The sequence below is a fragment of the Chryseobacterium sp. CS3K3.1 genome, assembly GCF_059515165.1.
This window is the reverse complement of the sequence record NZ_JCAKRV010000003.1, coordinates 225,365-240,446: the sequence shown is the minus strand read 5'-3', so window position 1 is coordinate 240,446 and position 15,082 is coordinate 225,365. Positions and strand designations below refer to the sequence as shown.

General features: G+C 38.3%; 12 protein-coding genes. 9 read left to right on the top strand and 3 right to left on the bottom strand.

The window, feature by feature from the left end:
* The first annotated feature begins 13 nt into the window (after window positions 1-13).
* The 3 genes from AC5YGI_RS04960 (at window position 14) to AC5YGI_RS04950 (ending at window position 6,353) form a co-directional block, all read left to right on the top strand.
* Entirely contained in the window at window positions 14-1,474 is a 1,461-nt protein-coding gene (locus AC5YGI_RS04960; protein ID WP_496167684.1) for a RagB/SusD family nutrient uptake outer membrane protein, read from the top strand.
* Between the two features lie 574 nt (window positions 1,475-2,048).
* A complete protein-coding gene (locus AC5YGI_RS04955; RefSeq protein ID WP_330747305.1) occupies window positions 2,049-4,889 on the top strand; it encodes a SusC/RagA family TonB-linked outer membrane protein in 2,841 nt (946 codons plus the stop codon).
* Window positions 4,890-4,901: 12 nt separating this feature from the next.
* Complete coding sequence (locus AC5YGI_RS04950) at window positions 4,902-6,353, top strand: RagB/SusD family nutrient uptake outer membrane protein (RefSeq protein WP_330747304.1); 1,452 nt, start codon at window positions 4,902-4,904, stop codon at window positions 6,351-6,353.
* Between the two features lie 82 nt (window positions 6,354-6,435).
* On the opposite strand, the gene AC5YGI_RS04945 is transcribed toward AC5YGI_RS04950, so the two are convergent.
* Window positions 6,436-7,362, bottom strand: a complete 927-nt coding sequence (locus AC5YGI_RS04945; RefSeq protein WP_454510343.1) for an AraC family transcriptional regulator — start codon at window positions 7,360-7,362, stop codon at window positions 6,436-6,438.
* 182 nt (window positions 7,363-7,544) lie between these two features.
* Between AC5YGI_RS04945 and AC5YGI_RS04940 the strand changes: the two genes are divergently transcribed.
* The 3 genes from AC5YGI_RS04940 (at window position 7,545) to AC5YGI_RS04930 (ending at window position 10,791) form a co-directional block, all read left to right on the top strand.
* Window positions 7,545-9,074, top strand: coding sequence for an aldehyde dehydrogenase family protein (locus AC5YGI_RS04940; RefSeq protein ID WP_330747302.1), 1,530 nt, complete (start codon window positions 7,545-7,547; stop codon window positions 9,072-9,074).
* Window positions 9,075-9,285: 211 nt separating this feature from the next.
* Window positions 9,286-10,320 carry an alcohol dehydrogenase AdhP gene (adhP, locus tag AC5YGI_RS04935; protein ID WP_110010178.1) on the top strand — a complete coding sequence of 345 codons (1,035 nt, stop codon included), beginning with the start codon at window positions 9,286-9,288 and terminating at the stop codon, window positions 10,318-10,320.
* Between the two features lie 87 nt (window positions 10,321-10,407).
* Window positions 10,408-10,791, top strand: a complete 384-nt coding sequence (locus tag AC5YGI_RS04930) for a DUF779 domain-containing protein (protein ID WP_330747301.1) — start codon at window positions 10,408-10,410, stop codon at window positions 10,789-10,791.
* A gap of 17 nt (window positions 10,792-10,808) precedes the next feature.
* Here the strand turns inward: AC5YGI_RS04930 and AC5YGI_RS04925 are convergent, their stop codons facing one another.
* A complete protein-coding gene (locus AC5YGI_RS04925) occupies window positions 10,809-12,008 on the bottom strand; it encodes a dicarboxylate/amino acid:cation symporter (protein ID WP_137905907.1) in 1,200 nt (399 codons plus the stop codon).
* Between the two features lie 93 nt (window positions 12,009-12,101).
* Between AC5YGI_RS04925 and AC5YGI_RS04920 the strand changes: the two genes are divergently transcribed.
* The 3 genes from AC5YGI_RS04920 to AC5YGI_RS04910 are packed head-to-tail and all read left to right on the top strand — an operon-like array spanning window position 12,102 to window position 13,893.
* Window positions 12,102-13,016, top strand: a complete 915-nt coding sequence (locus AC5YGI_RS04920) for a DnaJ C-terminal domain-containing protein (protein WP_110010175.1) — start codon at window positions 12,102-12,104, stop codon at window positions 13,014-13,016.
* A gap of 3 nt (window positions 13,017-13,019) precedes the next feature.
* Entirely contained in the window at window positions 13,020-13,322 is a 303-nt protein-coding gene (locus AC5YGI_RS04915; RefSeq protein ID WP_079242769.1) for a chaperone modulator CbpM, read from the top strand.
* Window positions 13,323-13,359: 37 nt separating this feature from the next.
* Window positions 13,360-13,893: a hypothetical protein gene (locus AC5YGI_RS04910; protein WP_330747298.1), complete on the top strand. Its 534-nt coding sequence runs from the start codon at window positions 13,360-13,362 to the stop codon at window positions 13,891-13,893.
* A 55-nt stretch (window positions 13,894-13,948) separates the two neighbouring features.
* Here AC5YGI_RS04910 and AC5YGI_RS04905 read toward each other — a convergent pair whose 3' ends face one another.
* Window positions 13,949-14,941 carry a PLP-dependent cysteine synthase family protein gene (locus AC5YGI_RS04905; RefSeq protein WP_105701725.1) on the bottom strand — a complete coding sequence of 331 codons (993 nt, stop codon included), beginning with the start codon at window positions 14,939-14,941 and terminating at the stop codon, window positions 13,949-13,951.
* Window positions 14,942-15,082: the final 141 nt, after the last annotated feature.

The window sequence follows — 15,082 nt, the reverse complement described above, 5'->3', positions numbered from 1 at the left end:
ATTGAATAGCCTTATGAAAAAGAATATAATAAAAATAAGTTTAGCTGCGTTAACCATCTTTGTTTCGTTAACGTCTTGCGACAGAAATTTAGATCAAATCTCATCAATCAATGAAGATCAGGAGCAGGCAATGACCAGACCTGAAACTTTCAGACAAGCTATGGATGGTGCCTATACAGCGCTTAAAGGAGCCGGGTATTATACGAGTGATACAGGAAACCAGCTTATCATGGGAGATCTTACTACTGATAATCTTGTTCGTACAACTACAGGTAGAAATACCAATCTGGCTGCTTCGAACTTCGAATTCTCATCAGATAATTCACAAACGACAGGATTGTATAGTGCTGCTTACCTTGTGATCAGCAGAACTAACTTCGTTTTGAAATATATCAATAACGGTGTATTATCCGGAACACAGAAAACGAATCTGGAAGCTGAAGCAAGAGCATTAAGAGCAATAGCTCATTTTGATATTGTAAGAGCGTATTCTAAGATCCCGACTCAATCTGCAGATGCAAAATCCAGTATCGGAATTTATTACGCTGAAAAATATGAGCCTCTCAACAATACAGGTTCCAGAAATTTAACTGTTGAACAAGTTTATGATAAGATTATAGCTGATTTATTATTCGGTGCTGATAATATTACACAAAATGATGCCGATAAAGGAAGACTAAGTAAAGCTGCTATCTATGGTTTATTATCAAGAGTATACCTATACAAAGGAGACTATGCTAAGACTGTAGAATATGGAGAGCTGGCATTAGGACTTTCACCAGGCATTACTGAAAAGAAAAATTTTACTTCACTGTGGAAAGAAGAAAATAATGCTAAGAATGTTGACGGAATTTTATTCCAGGTGTTAAATGCGGCATCAGAACAAAATACGGTAGGTGTTGCATATAATCAATCAGTTCCGGCCCTAAGATCTGAATTTGTTGTGGATTATGATCTGTATACCTCATATACAGATAATGATGTGAGAAAACCTGTTTATTTCACTACCAGTGTATACAGCAAACAAAATTATAATCATGTAACAAAATATTCAGGAAACGGAGGTCCTGCTAACATTGTTTCAATTAAATATTTAAGAGGAGCTGAAGTATTACTAAATGTGGCTGAAGCATATTACAGAACAGGTAATGGTGCACAGGCTCTTGTTTTACTAAACAAGTTAAGAGCTGAAAGATATAATACATTTACTCCTGGTACAGAAACAGGACAGGCACTTTTAGATGCTATCCTGAAAGAAAGAAGACTGGAGCTTGCATTTGAAAATGACAGATGGTATACACTGAAGAGATTAAACCTTGCCGTTCAGAGATCAGGTAAAGGAGATCTTTTTGATGGTACAGGTACCCCTGCAGTTGCACAGACTCTTGAAGCCGGAAGCTACAAGTGGCAGTGGCCTATTCCTATCACTGCTATTCAGGCGAATCCGAACATTAAGCAGAATGATAAGTATTAATCATATTTGATTTTTGAGGAACCCTATTCTTATAGGAAGTAAAATTGTAGACTCGGAAATAATATATTTTAATATCAAAAGTAAAGGCATTTCATTATATGGAATGCTTTTATTTTTTTTGTCCCGTCCTGAAATAAATTGACAGTCAGTTCGCTTATGTTATGGAAGATCAGGAATTAAAAGTTGAAAAGCGAATGCAAAGAAATGGTGATATTGCTTTAAATAATGAATTATATTTCTATTATTTGGACCATTTTATTGCTATTTTTATGGATTTAACCAGTGGAAAACGGTATTTTATTTATTATAATTAATTTTTGTACTGATTTTTTTAGTTAATTATTTGCACTAAGGCTAACCTTACTAAATTTTTAAAAACTTCTTAATATTGTGTTAAGATTAAGTTGTTCGGTATTTTTTTTTCTTTTTTTCAAATCACTTCATGTTTGATTTTTTAAAATTGCTTTTTTAACGAAATTATTGCAGTTTAAGTTATTGTTTGTCAGTTGTTTAATGTTTGTTTCTGTTTGCGTTTATTAACATATTTGTCTATGGATATTAAAATGTGTTAAATATGAATGTTAAACTTTATGCATTAAGTGTAGGTGTTTTGTTCTTTTCGGGACATACGGTGTATGCACAGAAAACAAAAAATGATACCATCCGGAATGAAATCGAAGGAGTTATTGTAACAGGGTATCAAAAAAAGACCAAAGATGAAATTGCCCAGGCTCAATCTGTTATTACGGCTGATGAGTTAAAAACCCAAACTCCCGCAACTTCTATAGGTAATATGCTTCAGGGGCGTGCTTCTGGAGTATTTGTACAGGCTAAAAACGGACAGCCGGGAGCTGCTGCTGAAATTAATATTCGTGGTATTGCAGGCTTTAGCGGAAGTTCAGAACCTTTATATGTCGTCGATGGAATTTATATGACAGCCAGACAATTCAGCGCAGTTAATGGAAATGATATCGAAAGCATGGTCGTGCTTAAAGATGCCGCAGCAACTGCCCAGTATGGCTCAAGAGGAGCAAATGGAGTGATTGTTGTCACTACAAAAAAGGGTAGAAGTGGCAGAACTCAGTATTCATTTGAAAGCAGGCTCGGATTTTCAGAAAAAATTTCTGATAAAGAACTTAATTTCGAAATGATGAATTCTGCCCAAAAACTGCAATATGAAAGAGAAATGAACGCACTCGGGCTTGGTGGGCTGCCGGTTTATACCCCTGCGGATGAAGAAGCTCTTCTGAAGCTAGACCATAACTGGCAAAAAGATATTTTAAGAACATCTTTTCTTCAGAGTTATCTGCTTTCTGCAAGAGGTGGAGGTGCTAAAAATAAATTCTACTACTCTCTCGGATATGATAAAGACGATGGTATTGTACGTGATATAAATGGTCTTGACAGATATACAGGAAGGTTTAATTTTGAAAATAACCTAAGTGACAGACTAAAAGTAGGGTTAGACCTGGGGGCTGCCTACCAGAATACTCAGAATATTCGCGACAGAAATAATACCCAAAGCCCGTTTGGTGCAATGTACAGGTACAATCCGTTTGAGCCGGTATATAATTCTGACGGATCCTACAATATAAAACTGAGAGCAGGATCAAATGTGGTTGAATCATTAAGAAATGTACCCGATATTGAACAACGATTAAGGGTATCCGGAAATATATTTGGAGAGTATAAATTCAATGACGGATTGTCCTACAGAATGTACTTTAATTCTTTATATGACAATCTGGTAAATACTACAAATGTTAAAAAAGGTTCACAATTAGATATTACTACCAACGGAGCCAACGGATTAGGCAAACTGACCAAATCAACATTCTACACATTCAATTATATTTATGGAAACCGGTTGGATTTCAGGAAACAGTTGAACGATCACTATGTGGGTGCAACAGGTATTGTAGAGTTTAGCAATGAATTTACAGAAGATATTACAGCAAGTGGTACCAACTATAAAAATCCCAATTCTGATGTACCTTCAAACACCACTCCGTCAGATAAAAATACCTTTACAGGAAGTAAGATAAGAAGTACCCTGTTTTCATTATTAGGTCTTTTTGAATATAATTATCAGAAGAAATACTTAGTCACAGCTTCTATTCGTCAGGACAAAAGCTCGAAATTCGGTGCCAATAGCAAATCAGGGGTTTTCTGGAGCAGCAGTGTAGCATGGAATATCGGTAAGGAAGATTTTCTCAGCCAAAGCTTTTTTAATGACCTTAAACTAAGGGCATCGTATGGGATTACCGGGAATGACAGAAATATACCCAATTATGCCAATATAGGATATGTGGCGTATGGAGATTACGGAACAGGAGGAACGATGATTCCCACAGATGTTATAGGGAATCCTGATATTAAATGGGAAACCAACAGAACAACCAATTTAGGATTTGATTTTGCATTTCTGAAAAGCAGATTCAGAGGTGCTGCTGAAGTATACCGCTCGGACCGTAAAGATTTTATCCAGCTCCTGCCTATGCCTTACGAATCGGGAAATTATTCTATCTACCAAAACCTTGGTAATATGCGTACTGAAGGAATTGAGACAGAATTTACCTTTGATGTCATCAAAAAGGAAAATATAAAACTCTCATTACGAGGCAACGCTTCCTGGCAAAGAGCTAAAATAATTTCTCTTGATGGCATAAATACACAGAGAAATTTAGGCGAAACCTCTTTAAAGGTAGGGGAAACACCTTATTTCTACAGGCTGGTAGAATATGCCGGAGTAAATTCTGCTGATGGAAAAGCACTGTACTATACAGACAGAACAACCCCGGATATAGGAGAAAATTTTTATTCAGTGAATGGAAGAACAGCCACAGATGTTTACAATGCCACTTTGGATAAAAAGGATATCACAGATAAAAGCCCGCTGCCAAAATTTTTTGGGGGATTCGGGCTAAGCCTTGAAGCGTATGGATTTGATCTTTCCGCAGACTTTTCTTTCAAAACAGGTGCGTATACCTATAATTATCAGTCACAAATGTTGCAGAATCCTTCCAACAGAAAAAATAATATGAGTGTAGATGCATTTAATTACTGGAAAAATCCCGGAGATACCGATGTACTGCCAAAACCGACGACTTTAGGACTGAGAGCATCTGATCAGTTTCTGGAAAAATCAGATTATCTGAGATTCCGGACCTTGATGATTGGCTATACTTTCAGTAAAAAAAGTCTGGGCAATGAAGTTCCGCTCAACTCATTAAGAATATATGTGCAGGCTCAGAATTTATTAACGTGGACCAGTTTTAAAGGAGATCCGGAGGTAGCAGTAGGGTCAGGAGAGAGTCAGCTGCAGGCTGGTCAAACCTATGTGGCAGGATCATTTGCACAATTTGGTTATCCGGCTGTCAGACAGTTTATGTTCGGTATTCAGGTAGATTTTTAAAATGTAAAAAAAATGAAAAAGTTAATTATATCGGGATTATTCCTTTCTCTCTTAACTGCAGCTTCTTGCGAAAGAGATTTGGATCAGTATTCAAGTAAAAATACATTGTCTGATCAGGCATTTCAAACCTCTTCGGATTACAGATTGGCATTAGACGGAATCTATGATGCTATGAAAGAAACAGGCTATTTCTCAGGCGATAGTGGGAACCAGAATATTATGGCAGATATCACATCTGATAATTTAATTCAGAGCCCTTCAGGCAGATTATCCAATAACAGAGCCTGGATTTTAGAATTTGGTGCCGACGATGGTCAGACTACAGCTCTGTATAGCGCAGCATACCAGGCAATTTCGAGAGCTAATTTTGTTTTGGAAAATCTGGGTAAAGGAATTCTTTCCCCCGCTGATGCCTTGAAAGTTGAGGCAGAAGCAAGAGCCCTAAGAGGAATTATTCATTTTGATCTTGTAAGAGCATATTGCAAAATACCTACTCAGTCTGCGGATGCCAACAGCTCTTTAGGAATAGCATATATGACAACTACCTCCAATAGTCCGGTAACGAGAGATCTGACCGTAGCTCAGGTTTATGATAAAATTATAGGAGATCTGGAGTTTGCAAGAATCAATATTCCTCAGACAAATGACACTGCTGCACCATTTACGAAAGGCAGGCTTAATAAAGCTGCAATAGATGGTTTACTCTCAAGAGTGTATCTTTACAGAGGAGATAATACAAAAGCGCTTCAGACAGCGGAAGAATCGATTGCTCTTTCACCAAGTGTAGGGTCAATTGATAACTTCCCGTCAGTCTGGAACAATACCAATCAGGACGGAACTTTGCTTGAAATACTGAATTCTGATGCAGAAAAGGTTACAGTGGGTGTTTCATATAATCAGATTGTGGGAGGTGCTATCAAATCTGAATTTGTAGTTTATAAAAATTTTTATGATATGTATACCTCTAAAGATATCAGAAAAAGTACCTATTTCCAGGTAAGTTCCTATTCAGGCCAAAGCTATATAAATGTTATAAAATATAATACCAGAGGATCTTTACCAAATGTTGTGAATTACAAATACCTCAGAACGGCAGAAGTTTACCTTAACGGTGCTGAAGCAGCTTATACCTCTAATCCTGCCCGAGCTCTTGCATTGCTTAATATTCTTAGAAAATCAAGGTATTCTGATTATACCCCTCTAAACCTTACAGGGATAGCGTTGTGGAATGAAATTCAGAAAGAAAGAAGATTGGAACTCATGGGAGAAGATGACAGATGGTACACCCTCAAGAGATTAGGACTTGGTTTGACGAGACCTGCTCTGGGCGCCTTAAGTACAGGAGGAGGAGCTCCTGCTCCCACACTTACCCTGCCTTCTTCAAGCTACAAATGGCAATGGCCGATTCCATTGGCAGCAATTAATATTAATTCTTCTATTCAGCAAAATGAAGGTTATAAATAAGGATCTATGGTAGTTCGCTGATCAAAAATTGACGGGACTGTACTTTTGCGGACAGTCTCGTTTTTTTTTAATATTCACCATTTTATTTAGGAAATATTATTTTATCCTGATAACTTTTCGGAGTTACTCCTTCCAGTTGTTTAAATACTCTTGTAAAATAGTTGGTATCTGAAAATCCCGTCTGAAAAGCGGTTTCTTTAATGCTGGTCCGGCTTGCCAGCAATTCCTTCGCTTTGCTGATTCTTTCCTGCAAGATGAAATCATTGGGAGATGTTCCCAACTCATCTTTGAACATTTTAAAGAAATTCGACTTACTTACATAAGCCAGCTTGGCAATACTGTCAATAGATAATTTCTGATGCAGGTTTCTTTTAATATAATCCACCGCAAAACCTATCCTGGATTTATTTTTTACAATATTCTTTTCCACCATTCCCCTTGCCTGAGTCTGCATCAGCCTTATCAGAAGTTCTTTCAATGCAAAATCAGCCATGATATCTTTTTGAGAATTATCGTCCATGGCAATTCTCATAATATTGTTGGTGGCAGAAGCAAGCGCTTTATTATTAAACAGAAAATACTCATCAAGCTGAATATTCCAATGAGAAGTTTCATCTGCTTTGGGAAGATGGTAATTCAGATAGTTGAGAGAATCCTCAATAAAATCAGGATTAAGGCTTAAAGAAATACATTGGGTAGGAGTTTCATCCGCTTCAGGAAAATCAATCACCATTGTTTCTCCCGGAGCTACCAGAATGCTTTCTCCAGGATAATAATCAAAGTAACTGGTCTTATTATCCAGTTTCATATGCTTTTTACCCCTCAGCATTGCCGTAAATGCAATGTTTTCAAAATGAAGTTTTACATCAAAAGCGGCCTTATGAGTCTCATAAATGCTGAACTCACAATTGTTTAGATTGAATTTCGTCTGGTTTTCAACAAGACTCAATAGTTGGCTCTCCTTTCGTAATTCAGGAGTGTTTAATAAAATCTTACTATTGTTATTCATTTCTAAATTTTTTTGAAAAAGAGGTAACTCAAATATAGAAAATTTGAGTGTACGTTGCTGTTAATAAAATACTAAAATTGAACCTCTTGCACTATTTTCCACTTTTTTTATACGATTGTGCTATACTCTTTCTGGCTTCTCAGTGTAATTTGGCGTTATCGAAAAATAAAAACAATACTAATATGAGCACTATTACAGAACCAAGATCAACAACGCTTTTACAGCGCCCGGAGTTTAAAAACAGATACGATAACTATATTGACGGGAAATTCACACCACCCGTTAAAGGACAATATTTTGACGTGGTTTCCCCGGTAGATGGCAAAAACTTCACTCAGGTAGCGCACTCGTCCAAAGAAGACCTGGAACTGGCTGTAGATGCAGCTGAAAAAGCATTTCAGACATGGAAAAATACTTCTTCTACAGAAAGAAGCATCATCCTGAACAAAATTGCAGACAGGATGGAACAGAACCTGGAATACCTTGCTACAGTAGAAACAATAGATAACGGAAAGGCTGTAAGAGAAACGTTGGCAGCAGATTTACCTTTAGCTATTGATCATTTCAGATACTTTGCGTCTGTGATCCGCGCAGAAGAAGGATCTCATAACGAACTGGACAAAGACACCGTTTCCTTAATTGTTCACGAACCTCTTGGAGTAATTGCACAGATCATCCCATGGAATTTCCCGATCCTGATGGCTGTATGGAAGCTGGCTCCGGCATTGGCTGCAGGAAACTGTGTTGTTTTAAAGCCTGCAGAAAGCACTCCTGTTTCCATTATGGTATTAATGGAGCTTATTGGTGACCTTTTACCGGCAGGAGTTATTAATATTGTCAACGGATTCGGAGCAGAACTTGGAAGAGCGCTCGTTACCAATCCGAAAGTAGCCAAAGCAGCATTTACTGGTTCTACCGCTACCGGACGACTGGTAATGCAATACGCTACAGAAAATATTATTCCGGTAACGTTGGAATTGGGAGGAAAGTCACCGAACGTTTTCTTCAATTCTGTAATGGACGCAGATGATGAGTTTTTAGACAAAGCTATAGAGGGAGCTGTTCTTTTCGCCCTTAACCAGGGAGAAATCTGTACATGTCCTTCAAGGCTGCTGGTTCAGGAAGGAATTGCAGATGCCTTTATCGAAAGAGTGATCGAAAGGGTAAAAGCCATTAAAGTAGGAAATCCACTGGATAAAACCGTAATGATGGGAGCCCAGGCTTCGCAGATCCAGAAAGATAAAATCCTTTCCTATATCCAGCTGGGAATAGATGAAGGAGCAGAAGTATTGGTGGGTGGAGATGTCAATCACCTGGGAGAAGATCTTGAAGACGGCTACTACATTCAGCCGACTATTTTCAAAGGAAATAATAAAATGAGAATTTTCCAGGAAGAAATTTTCGGGCCTGTGCTGGCATTTACCACTTTCAAAGATGAAGAAGAAGCCGTGAAAATTGCTAATGATACCATCTACGGACTGGGAGCAGGTGTATGGACCAGAGATGCCCACCAGCTGTACAATATTCCAAGACAGATTGAAGCAGGTAGAGTATGGGTAAACCAATATCACTCTTATCCGGCAGGAGCACCTTTCGGAGGTTACAAACAATCAGGAATAGGAAGAGAGAATCATAAAATGATGCTCGACCATTACCGACAAACCAAAAACATGCTGATTTCCTATAACAAGAATAAGCTAGGTTTCTTTTAATATTATTATTTAGGACGTGCCCGATTGCCTTGGCTTTATCCAGGGCAAAACGGTCGGGCTATCCAGGGCTGCACTTCGTTTCGGTGCTCCATTGCATTGCGCACCGGCTCGTTCCTCGCCGCCCTTCCTATCCCTCACGCAGGGAAATTACCTGTTCAGAAGCAGAGATAAAAACTGATAACGTGAAATAACTCAATCCAAAAAAGAAAATATGATTCCAAAAACAATGAAAGCGGCGGTAGTTCAGGGCTATGGCCAACCTTTGAAAATAGAAGAAGTACCTGTAAGAGAACCCGGAAGATATGAAGTGCTTGTTAAAGTCATCGCCTGTGGAGTCTGTCATACAGATTTACATGCTGTGGATGGCGACTGGCCTGCCAAACCTAAGATGCCGCTCATCCCCGGACACGAAGGAGTAGGGATCGTGGTAGCCTGCGGACCGGAAGCTTTTGTGAAAGAAGGAGATGCGGTAGGAGTTCCATGGCTGTACAGTGCTTGCGGATGCTGCGATTATTGCATTACAGGATGGGAGACTCTTTGTGAAGCACAGAAAAACGGAGGATATAGTGTAGATGGCGGATTTGCAGAATACGTCATTGCAGACTCAAGATATGTGGGACATTTGAAATCTGATGTTAACTTTTTGGAAATTGCCCCAATTTTATGTGCCGGAGTCACAGTTTACAAAGGATTAAAAGAAACAGAAACAAAACCCGGCGAATGGGTAGCCATTTCAGGAATCGGTGGACTGGGACATGTAGCGGTTCAATATGCAAAAGCTATGGGAATGCATGTTGCTGCTATTGATGTAGCAGATGATAAGCTTGAACTGGCGAAAAAATTAGGTGCAGACCTTGTAGTCAATGCAAAAAACACAGATCCTGGAGAATATTTGCATAAAGAAGTCGGCGGAATGCACGGCGCATTGATTACTGCGGTTTCACCTATCGCTTTCAAACAGGGAATAGATGTACTGAGAAGAAAAGGTACCATTGCTCTGAATGGCCTGCCTCCCGGCTCTTTTGAACTCCCTATTTTTGAAACGGTTTTGAAGAGGATCACCGTGAGAGGTTCTATTGTAGGAACCAGAAAAGATCTGCAGGAAGCATTGGATTTTGCCAATGAAGGACTGGTAAAAGCCACCGTTACTCCTGCAAAACTGGAAGATATCAATGATGTATTCGATAAAATGAAAAAAGGACAGATTGACGGCAGAATCGTTCTGGATATTGCCGGCTCAAATTAATTTGATGATGTATAGATGATCCCGGTTAATTTATTATACCGGGATCTTTTGTCAATTAAAGGTTTGCATTAAATCAAAATAAAAACAATGGAAACAAAAAGATCAAGACTTTCCGCTACGGAGCAGGCGCTTGAAGTGATTCACAGGCTGGAAGATCAATACGGCCCCCTGATGTTTTACCAGGCAGGAGGATGTTGTGAGGGAACTCAGCCGCAATGTTTTGAAAAAGGAGGTTTCTTTCCCAGAATGAATGATGCTATGATCGGAACCATCAACGGACATGAGTTCTGGATAGACCGCGATTTGTTTGAATACTGGAAATATTCACATTTTACCCTCGATGTTACAGAAGGTTTCGGACCTGGTGGGTTTTCACTGGAAACTCCTTTGGGAAAAACGTTTAAAGTTCATTACAGGCTTTTCACTCCTGAAGAATATGAAAACCTGGAACCGGTAAAACGCAGTGAATAGTGTTTTTAACAAAAAAGTCAGACCTTGACAAACCGGTTGACAAACATAGCCGCCACGATATCTCCTACAGCGTTTAGAACGGTAGCCAACGGATCTACCAATGTCCCGATGATCATCACCGCAGGAATTGCTTCCTGGGGTAGTTTATAAACAGAAATCATCAGCATTTCCCCAATATACCCGCCGTTAGGAATTCCACCCGCTACAATACTCACAAAAACAGTAATCCCCAAAGCTAAAAGCAGATTGGCAGGATCAAAAAAATCTTTTCCAATAATTAAAAAGGCCACATAAATCTTGATAATCGAAGACATTGAAGACCCGTTTTTATGCAGTGTCGTTCCAATAGGAATTACCAGATTGGCAATAGAATTCGGAATCCCGATTTTGGAAGCCGCCTGTAAATTAGCAGGCATTGTTGCAAAACTGCTGCAAGTGCTTATAGCGGTTAAAGTAGGGTAGATCGCATTGGTCCAGAAACTTTTCACTCCATTTTGTCCATTCGCCATGAATGCATAGATAGAAAAGAACACGAGGAAATAAATAACTCCTGCAATATAATATAACCCTAAAGGTTTAGCATAAAATCCAAAAAGCTGTGGCCCCAAAGTAGCTACCTGATAAGCAAAATAGGCTCCCAAACCAATAGGTGCCAGTTTCATCACCAACAAAAGAAGCTCTTTCATGACTTCATATCCTGAAGCGATAAACACTCTGAAAGGCTGTCCTTTTTCTCCTGTTTTTCTGGCTGCAAACCCTGTCAGGAAAGCAAATACCAGAAGAGCCAGCATATTCCTTCTTGAAAAAAGCTCTGTAAATTCTCCCACGGTAAAGAAACTTACAATTCTGTTACCCCATGTATCCTCATTGGCTGCTTCAGAAATAATCTCAGAACTTCCAGAGACCCCTGAAACTGGAAAAAGATAGACCGCACAAATTGTGAAAACAGCTGCTGTGAGAATAAAAAATAAGAAAGTAAGAGCCATTACAAGGATGATCTTTCCAAATTTAGACTGCTGCTCCAGAGAGGCAATAGAATTGGATACCGCAAAAAATACTAAAGGAACCACACTCACAAAAAGAAGATTCAGAAAAATATCTCCCAAAGGTTTAATGTATTCCACAAAACCGGGTGCAACAATTCCTATGATGCTTCCAACAATGATTCCTAAAAGTAAAAATATGATTCCGGAGTAGTTTTTCAATACATCTTTCATGTATGGCTTTTTATCAAAGATAGGTTTATTTTTAACATTCTGTTATACAATTTTCAGACCTAAAATTCATAAATTTGAGTAAACCTCATTTCTATGGCTTATATAGATTATTATAAAATTTTAGGCGTAGATAAAAACGCAACACAGGATGATATCAAAAAAGCCTACCGAAAATTGGCTAGAAAACATCATCCCGATCTTAATCCCGGAGACAAAGAAGCAGAAAAGAAATTCAAGGAACTGAATGAAGCGAACGAAGTCCTGAGTAATCCGGAAAACAGATCAAAATATGACAAGTACGGAGAACACTGGAAGCACGGCGAAGAATACGAAAAAGCCCAGCAGCAACAGCAAAGACAGTATCAACAACAAAGTTATAACGGAGGTTATTCCGGTGCAGACTTTGGTGGAGGTGAAGATTTCTCAGATTTCTTCCAGGATATGTTTGGCGGTGCAGGCGGTGGATTTGGCAGAAGTTCCAGAGGAAGAGCTTCCGGAAAGTTCAAAGGGCAGGATATTCATGCTGAACTGAACTTAAATTTAAGGGACGCCGCAACTACTCATCCGCAAACTTTTGAAATCAATGGTAAAAAAGTAAGAATCACGATTCCTGCAGGAGTATATGACGGGCAGCAGATCAAGTTAAAAGGACACGGGAATCCCGGAGTAAACGGAGGGCCTAATGGAGATTTATACATTACCTTCAATATTCCGGCTGATCCGGATTTTGAAAGAATCGGTGATGATCTGAAAACCAAAGTCACTATTGATCTGTATACAGCCGTTCTGGGCGGAGAAGTAAAAGTACATACGCTCCATGGAAGTGTAAACCTTAAAGTAAAACCGGAAACCCAAACCGGAATGACGGTAAGACTCAAAGGAAAAGGTTTCCCTGTCTATAAAAAAGAAGGAGAACACGGTGATCTTTTTGTAACCTATGAAGTGAAACTGCCAACCAACCTTACCGAAAAGCAGAAAGAACTTTTTGAACAACTAAAAAATTCCTAAGCTATGAGTGAAAGAATATCACGGGAAGAACTCGTAAAAATCTATAATATAGAAATTACTTTTTTTGATGAGCTTGTAGATTACGGGCTGCTGAATATTCAGATTGAAAACAATATTCATTATCTGATGTATGAAGATCTGCCTGACCTGGAAAAATTTGCCAACTGGCATTATGATCTTGAAATTAACCTGCCCGGCCTGGAAGTGATTCATAATATGCTGAAAAAACTGGATGCGCTGAACCGCAGAAACAGAGAATTGATGAACAAACTTTCTGCAATAAGTGATCAATATGAAGATATTTAGTTTAGTTTTGTAGCTTTTTAAAGCAAATTTTATAATTATGAATGAAGAAAAGGTGATTACACTAAAACCGGACAGGAAAATTTTTGAAGATATTTATTTTAGCGGTAATCAGGGAAGTCTGCTTTTTTCACCCACTACAAAAAGTAAAACGATTGCCACCATTACAGCAGCAGTAGTTGTTTTCATCGTTTTTCTTTTCAAAGATCTTTTGAGTAAAGAAAGTGTTGGGATTTTATACTTTTTAAGCTTTATATTTTTGCTTTGTGCTGTTTTTTTATCCGTAGGCGTTAATAAAGTTTCAAGATGGAAAAAACAGGTGAATCATTATTTAAGCGGGCTTGAAAGATGTAAAGTATATGAGATCAGGTTGGATAAGAACTTTTTCATCGTCAATATTGATGGCGAAAAAGAAACCAGCGAATGGAAAGATTTTGAATATTTTGACAGCACTCATGAATTTATTTCTCTGGAAGGAAAATACAGCTATATGTTTCCCAGAAAATCAATGAATGAGAAAGAATACAGCTTTCTAAAGAATACATTGAAAGAGAAAGTTAAAACCGATCAATAAAACAAAAACGGAGCAAAATCATTTTGCTCCGTTTTCTATTATTTATAAGTTAAGCTTATTTGCTTTCTTCCAGCCAACCCATTTCTTTCATCCACTCATCATTGTAGATTTTTCCTACATATCTTGAACCATGGTCATGAAGTAAAACGACAATGACATCATCTTTTGTAAACTGATCTTTCATCTGAATCAAAGATGCAATAGCACTTCCGGCAGAATATCCACAGAAAATACCTTCTTCTTTAGCCAGTTTTCTTGCGTAGATAGCACCGTCTTTATCCGTTACTTTTTCGAAATGGTCAATTACAGACATATCATAGTTTTCAGGAATGATATCTTCCCCGATTCCTTCTGTAATATAGGTGTAAGCATGGTCATAATGCAGTTCACCTGTTTCGTGGAATTCTTTCAGAATAGAGCCATAAGTATCCACTCCGATTACTTTGATATCCTGATTTTTTTCTTTGAAGAATGTTCCGCATCCGGTGATTGTACCTCCTGTTCCGGCTCCTACCACAAAATGAGTCAGTTTTCCTTCTGTCTGTTCCCAGATTTCAGGAGCGGTAGATTCATAATGAGCAGCTCTGTTGGACAGGTTATCATATTGGTTGACATACCATCCGTTTTCCGTTTCTTTTGCCAGTCTTTTTGAAACTGAATAATAAGATCTTGGATCGGTAGGTTTTACGTCGGTAGGGCAAACAATTACTTCAGCTCCTACAGCACGAAGAATGTCACATTTTTCCTTTGACTGTTTTGAATTAGTCACAAAGATACATTTGTATCCTTTGATGATGGCAGCCAGTGCCAGTCCCATTCCTGTATTTCCGGAAGTTCCTTCAATAATGGTTCCTCCAGGTTTTAATCTGCCGTCTTTTTCGGCATCTTCTATCATTTTAAGAGCCATTCTGTCCTTTACGGAATTTCCGGGATTGAAGGTCTCTACTTTTGCTAATACCAATGCCGGAAAATCTTCACCTAATACTTTGTTAAGCTTTACCAGCGGTGTGTTACCTATCGTTTCAAGGATATTTTTTGCGTATTTCATAAATGTTTTATAAGCGGCACAAAGATACGGCTTTTAAAATTATCTTCATTGTGGATAACATGTGGATAAGTTGTGGATAACACTGATATCAACTGATACACAATTAATAACTTTTAAATATCAAATATCAAATATCAAATA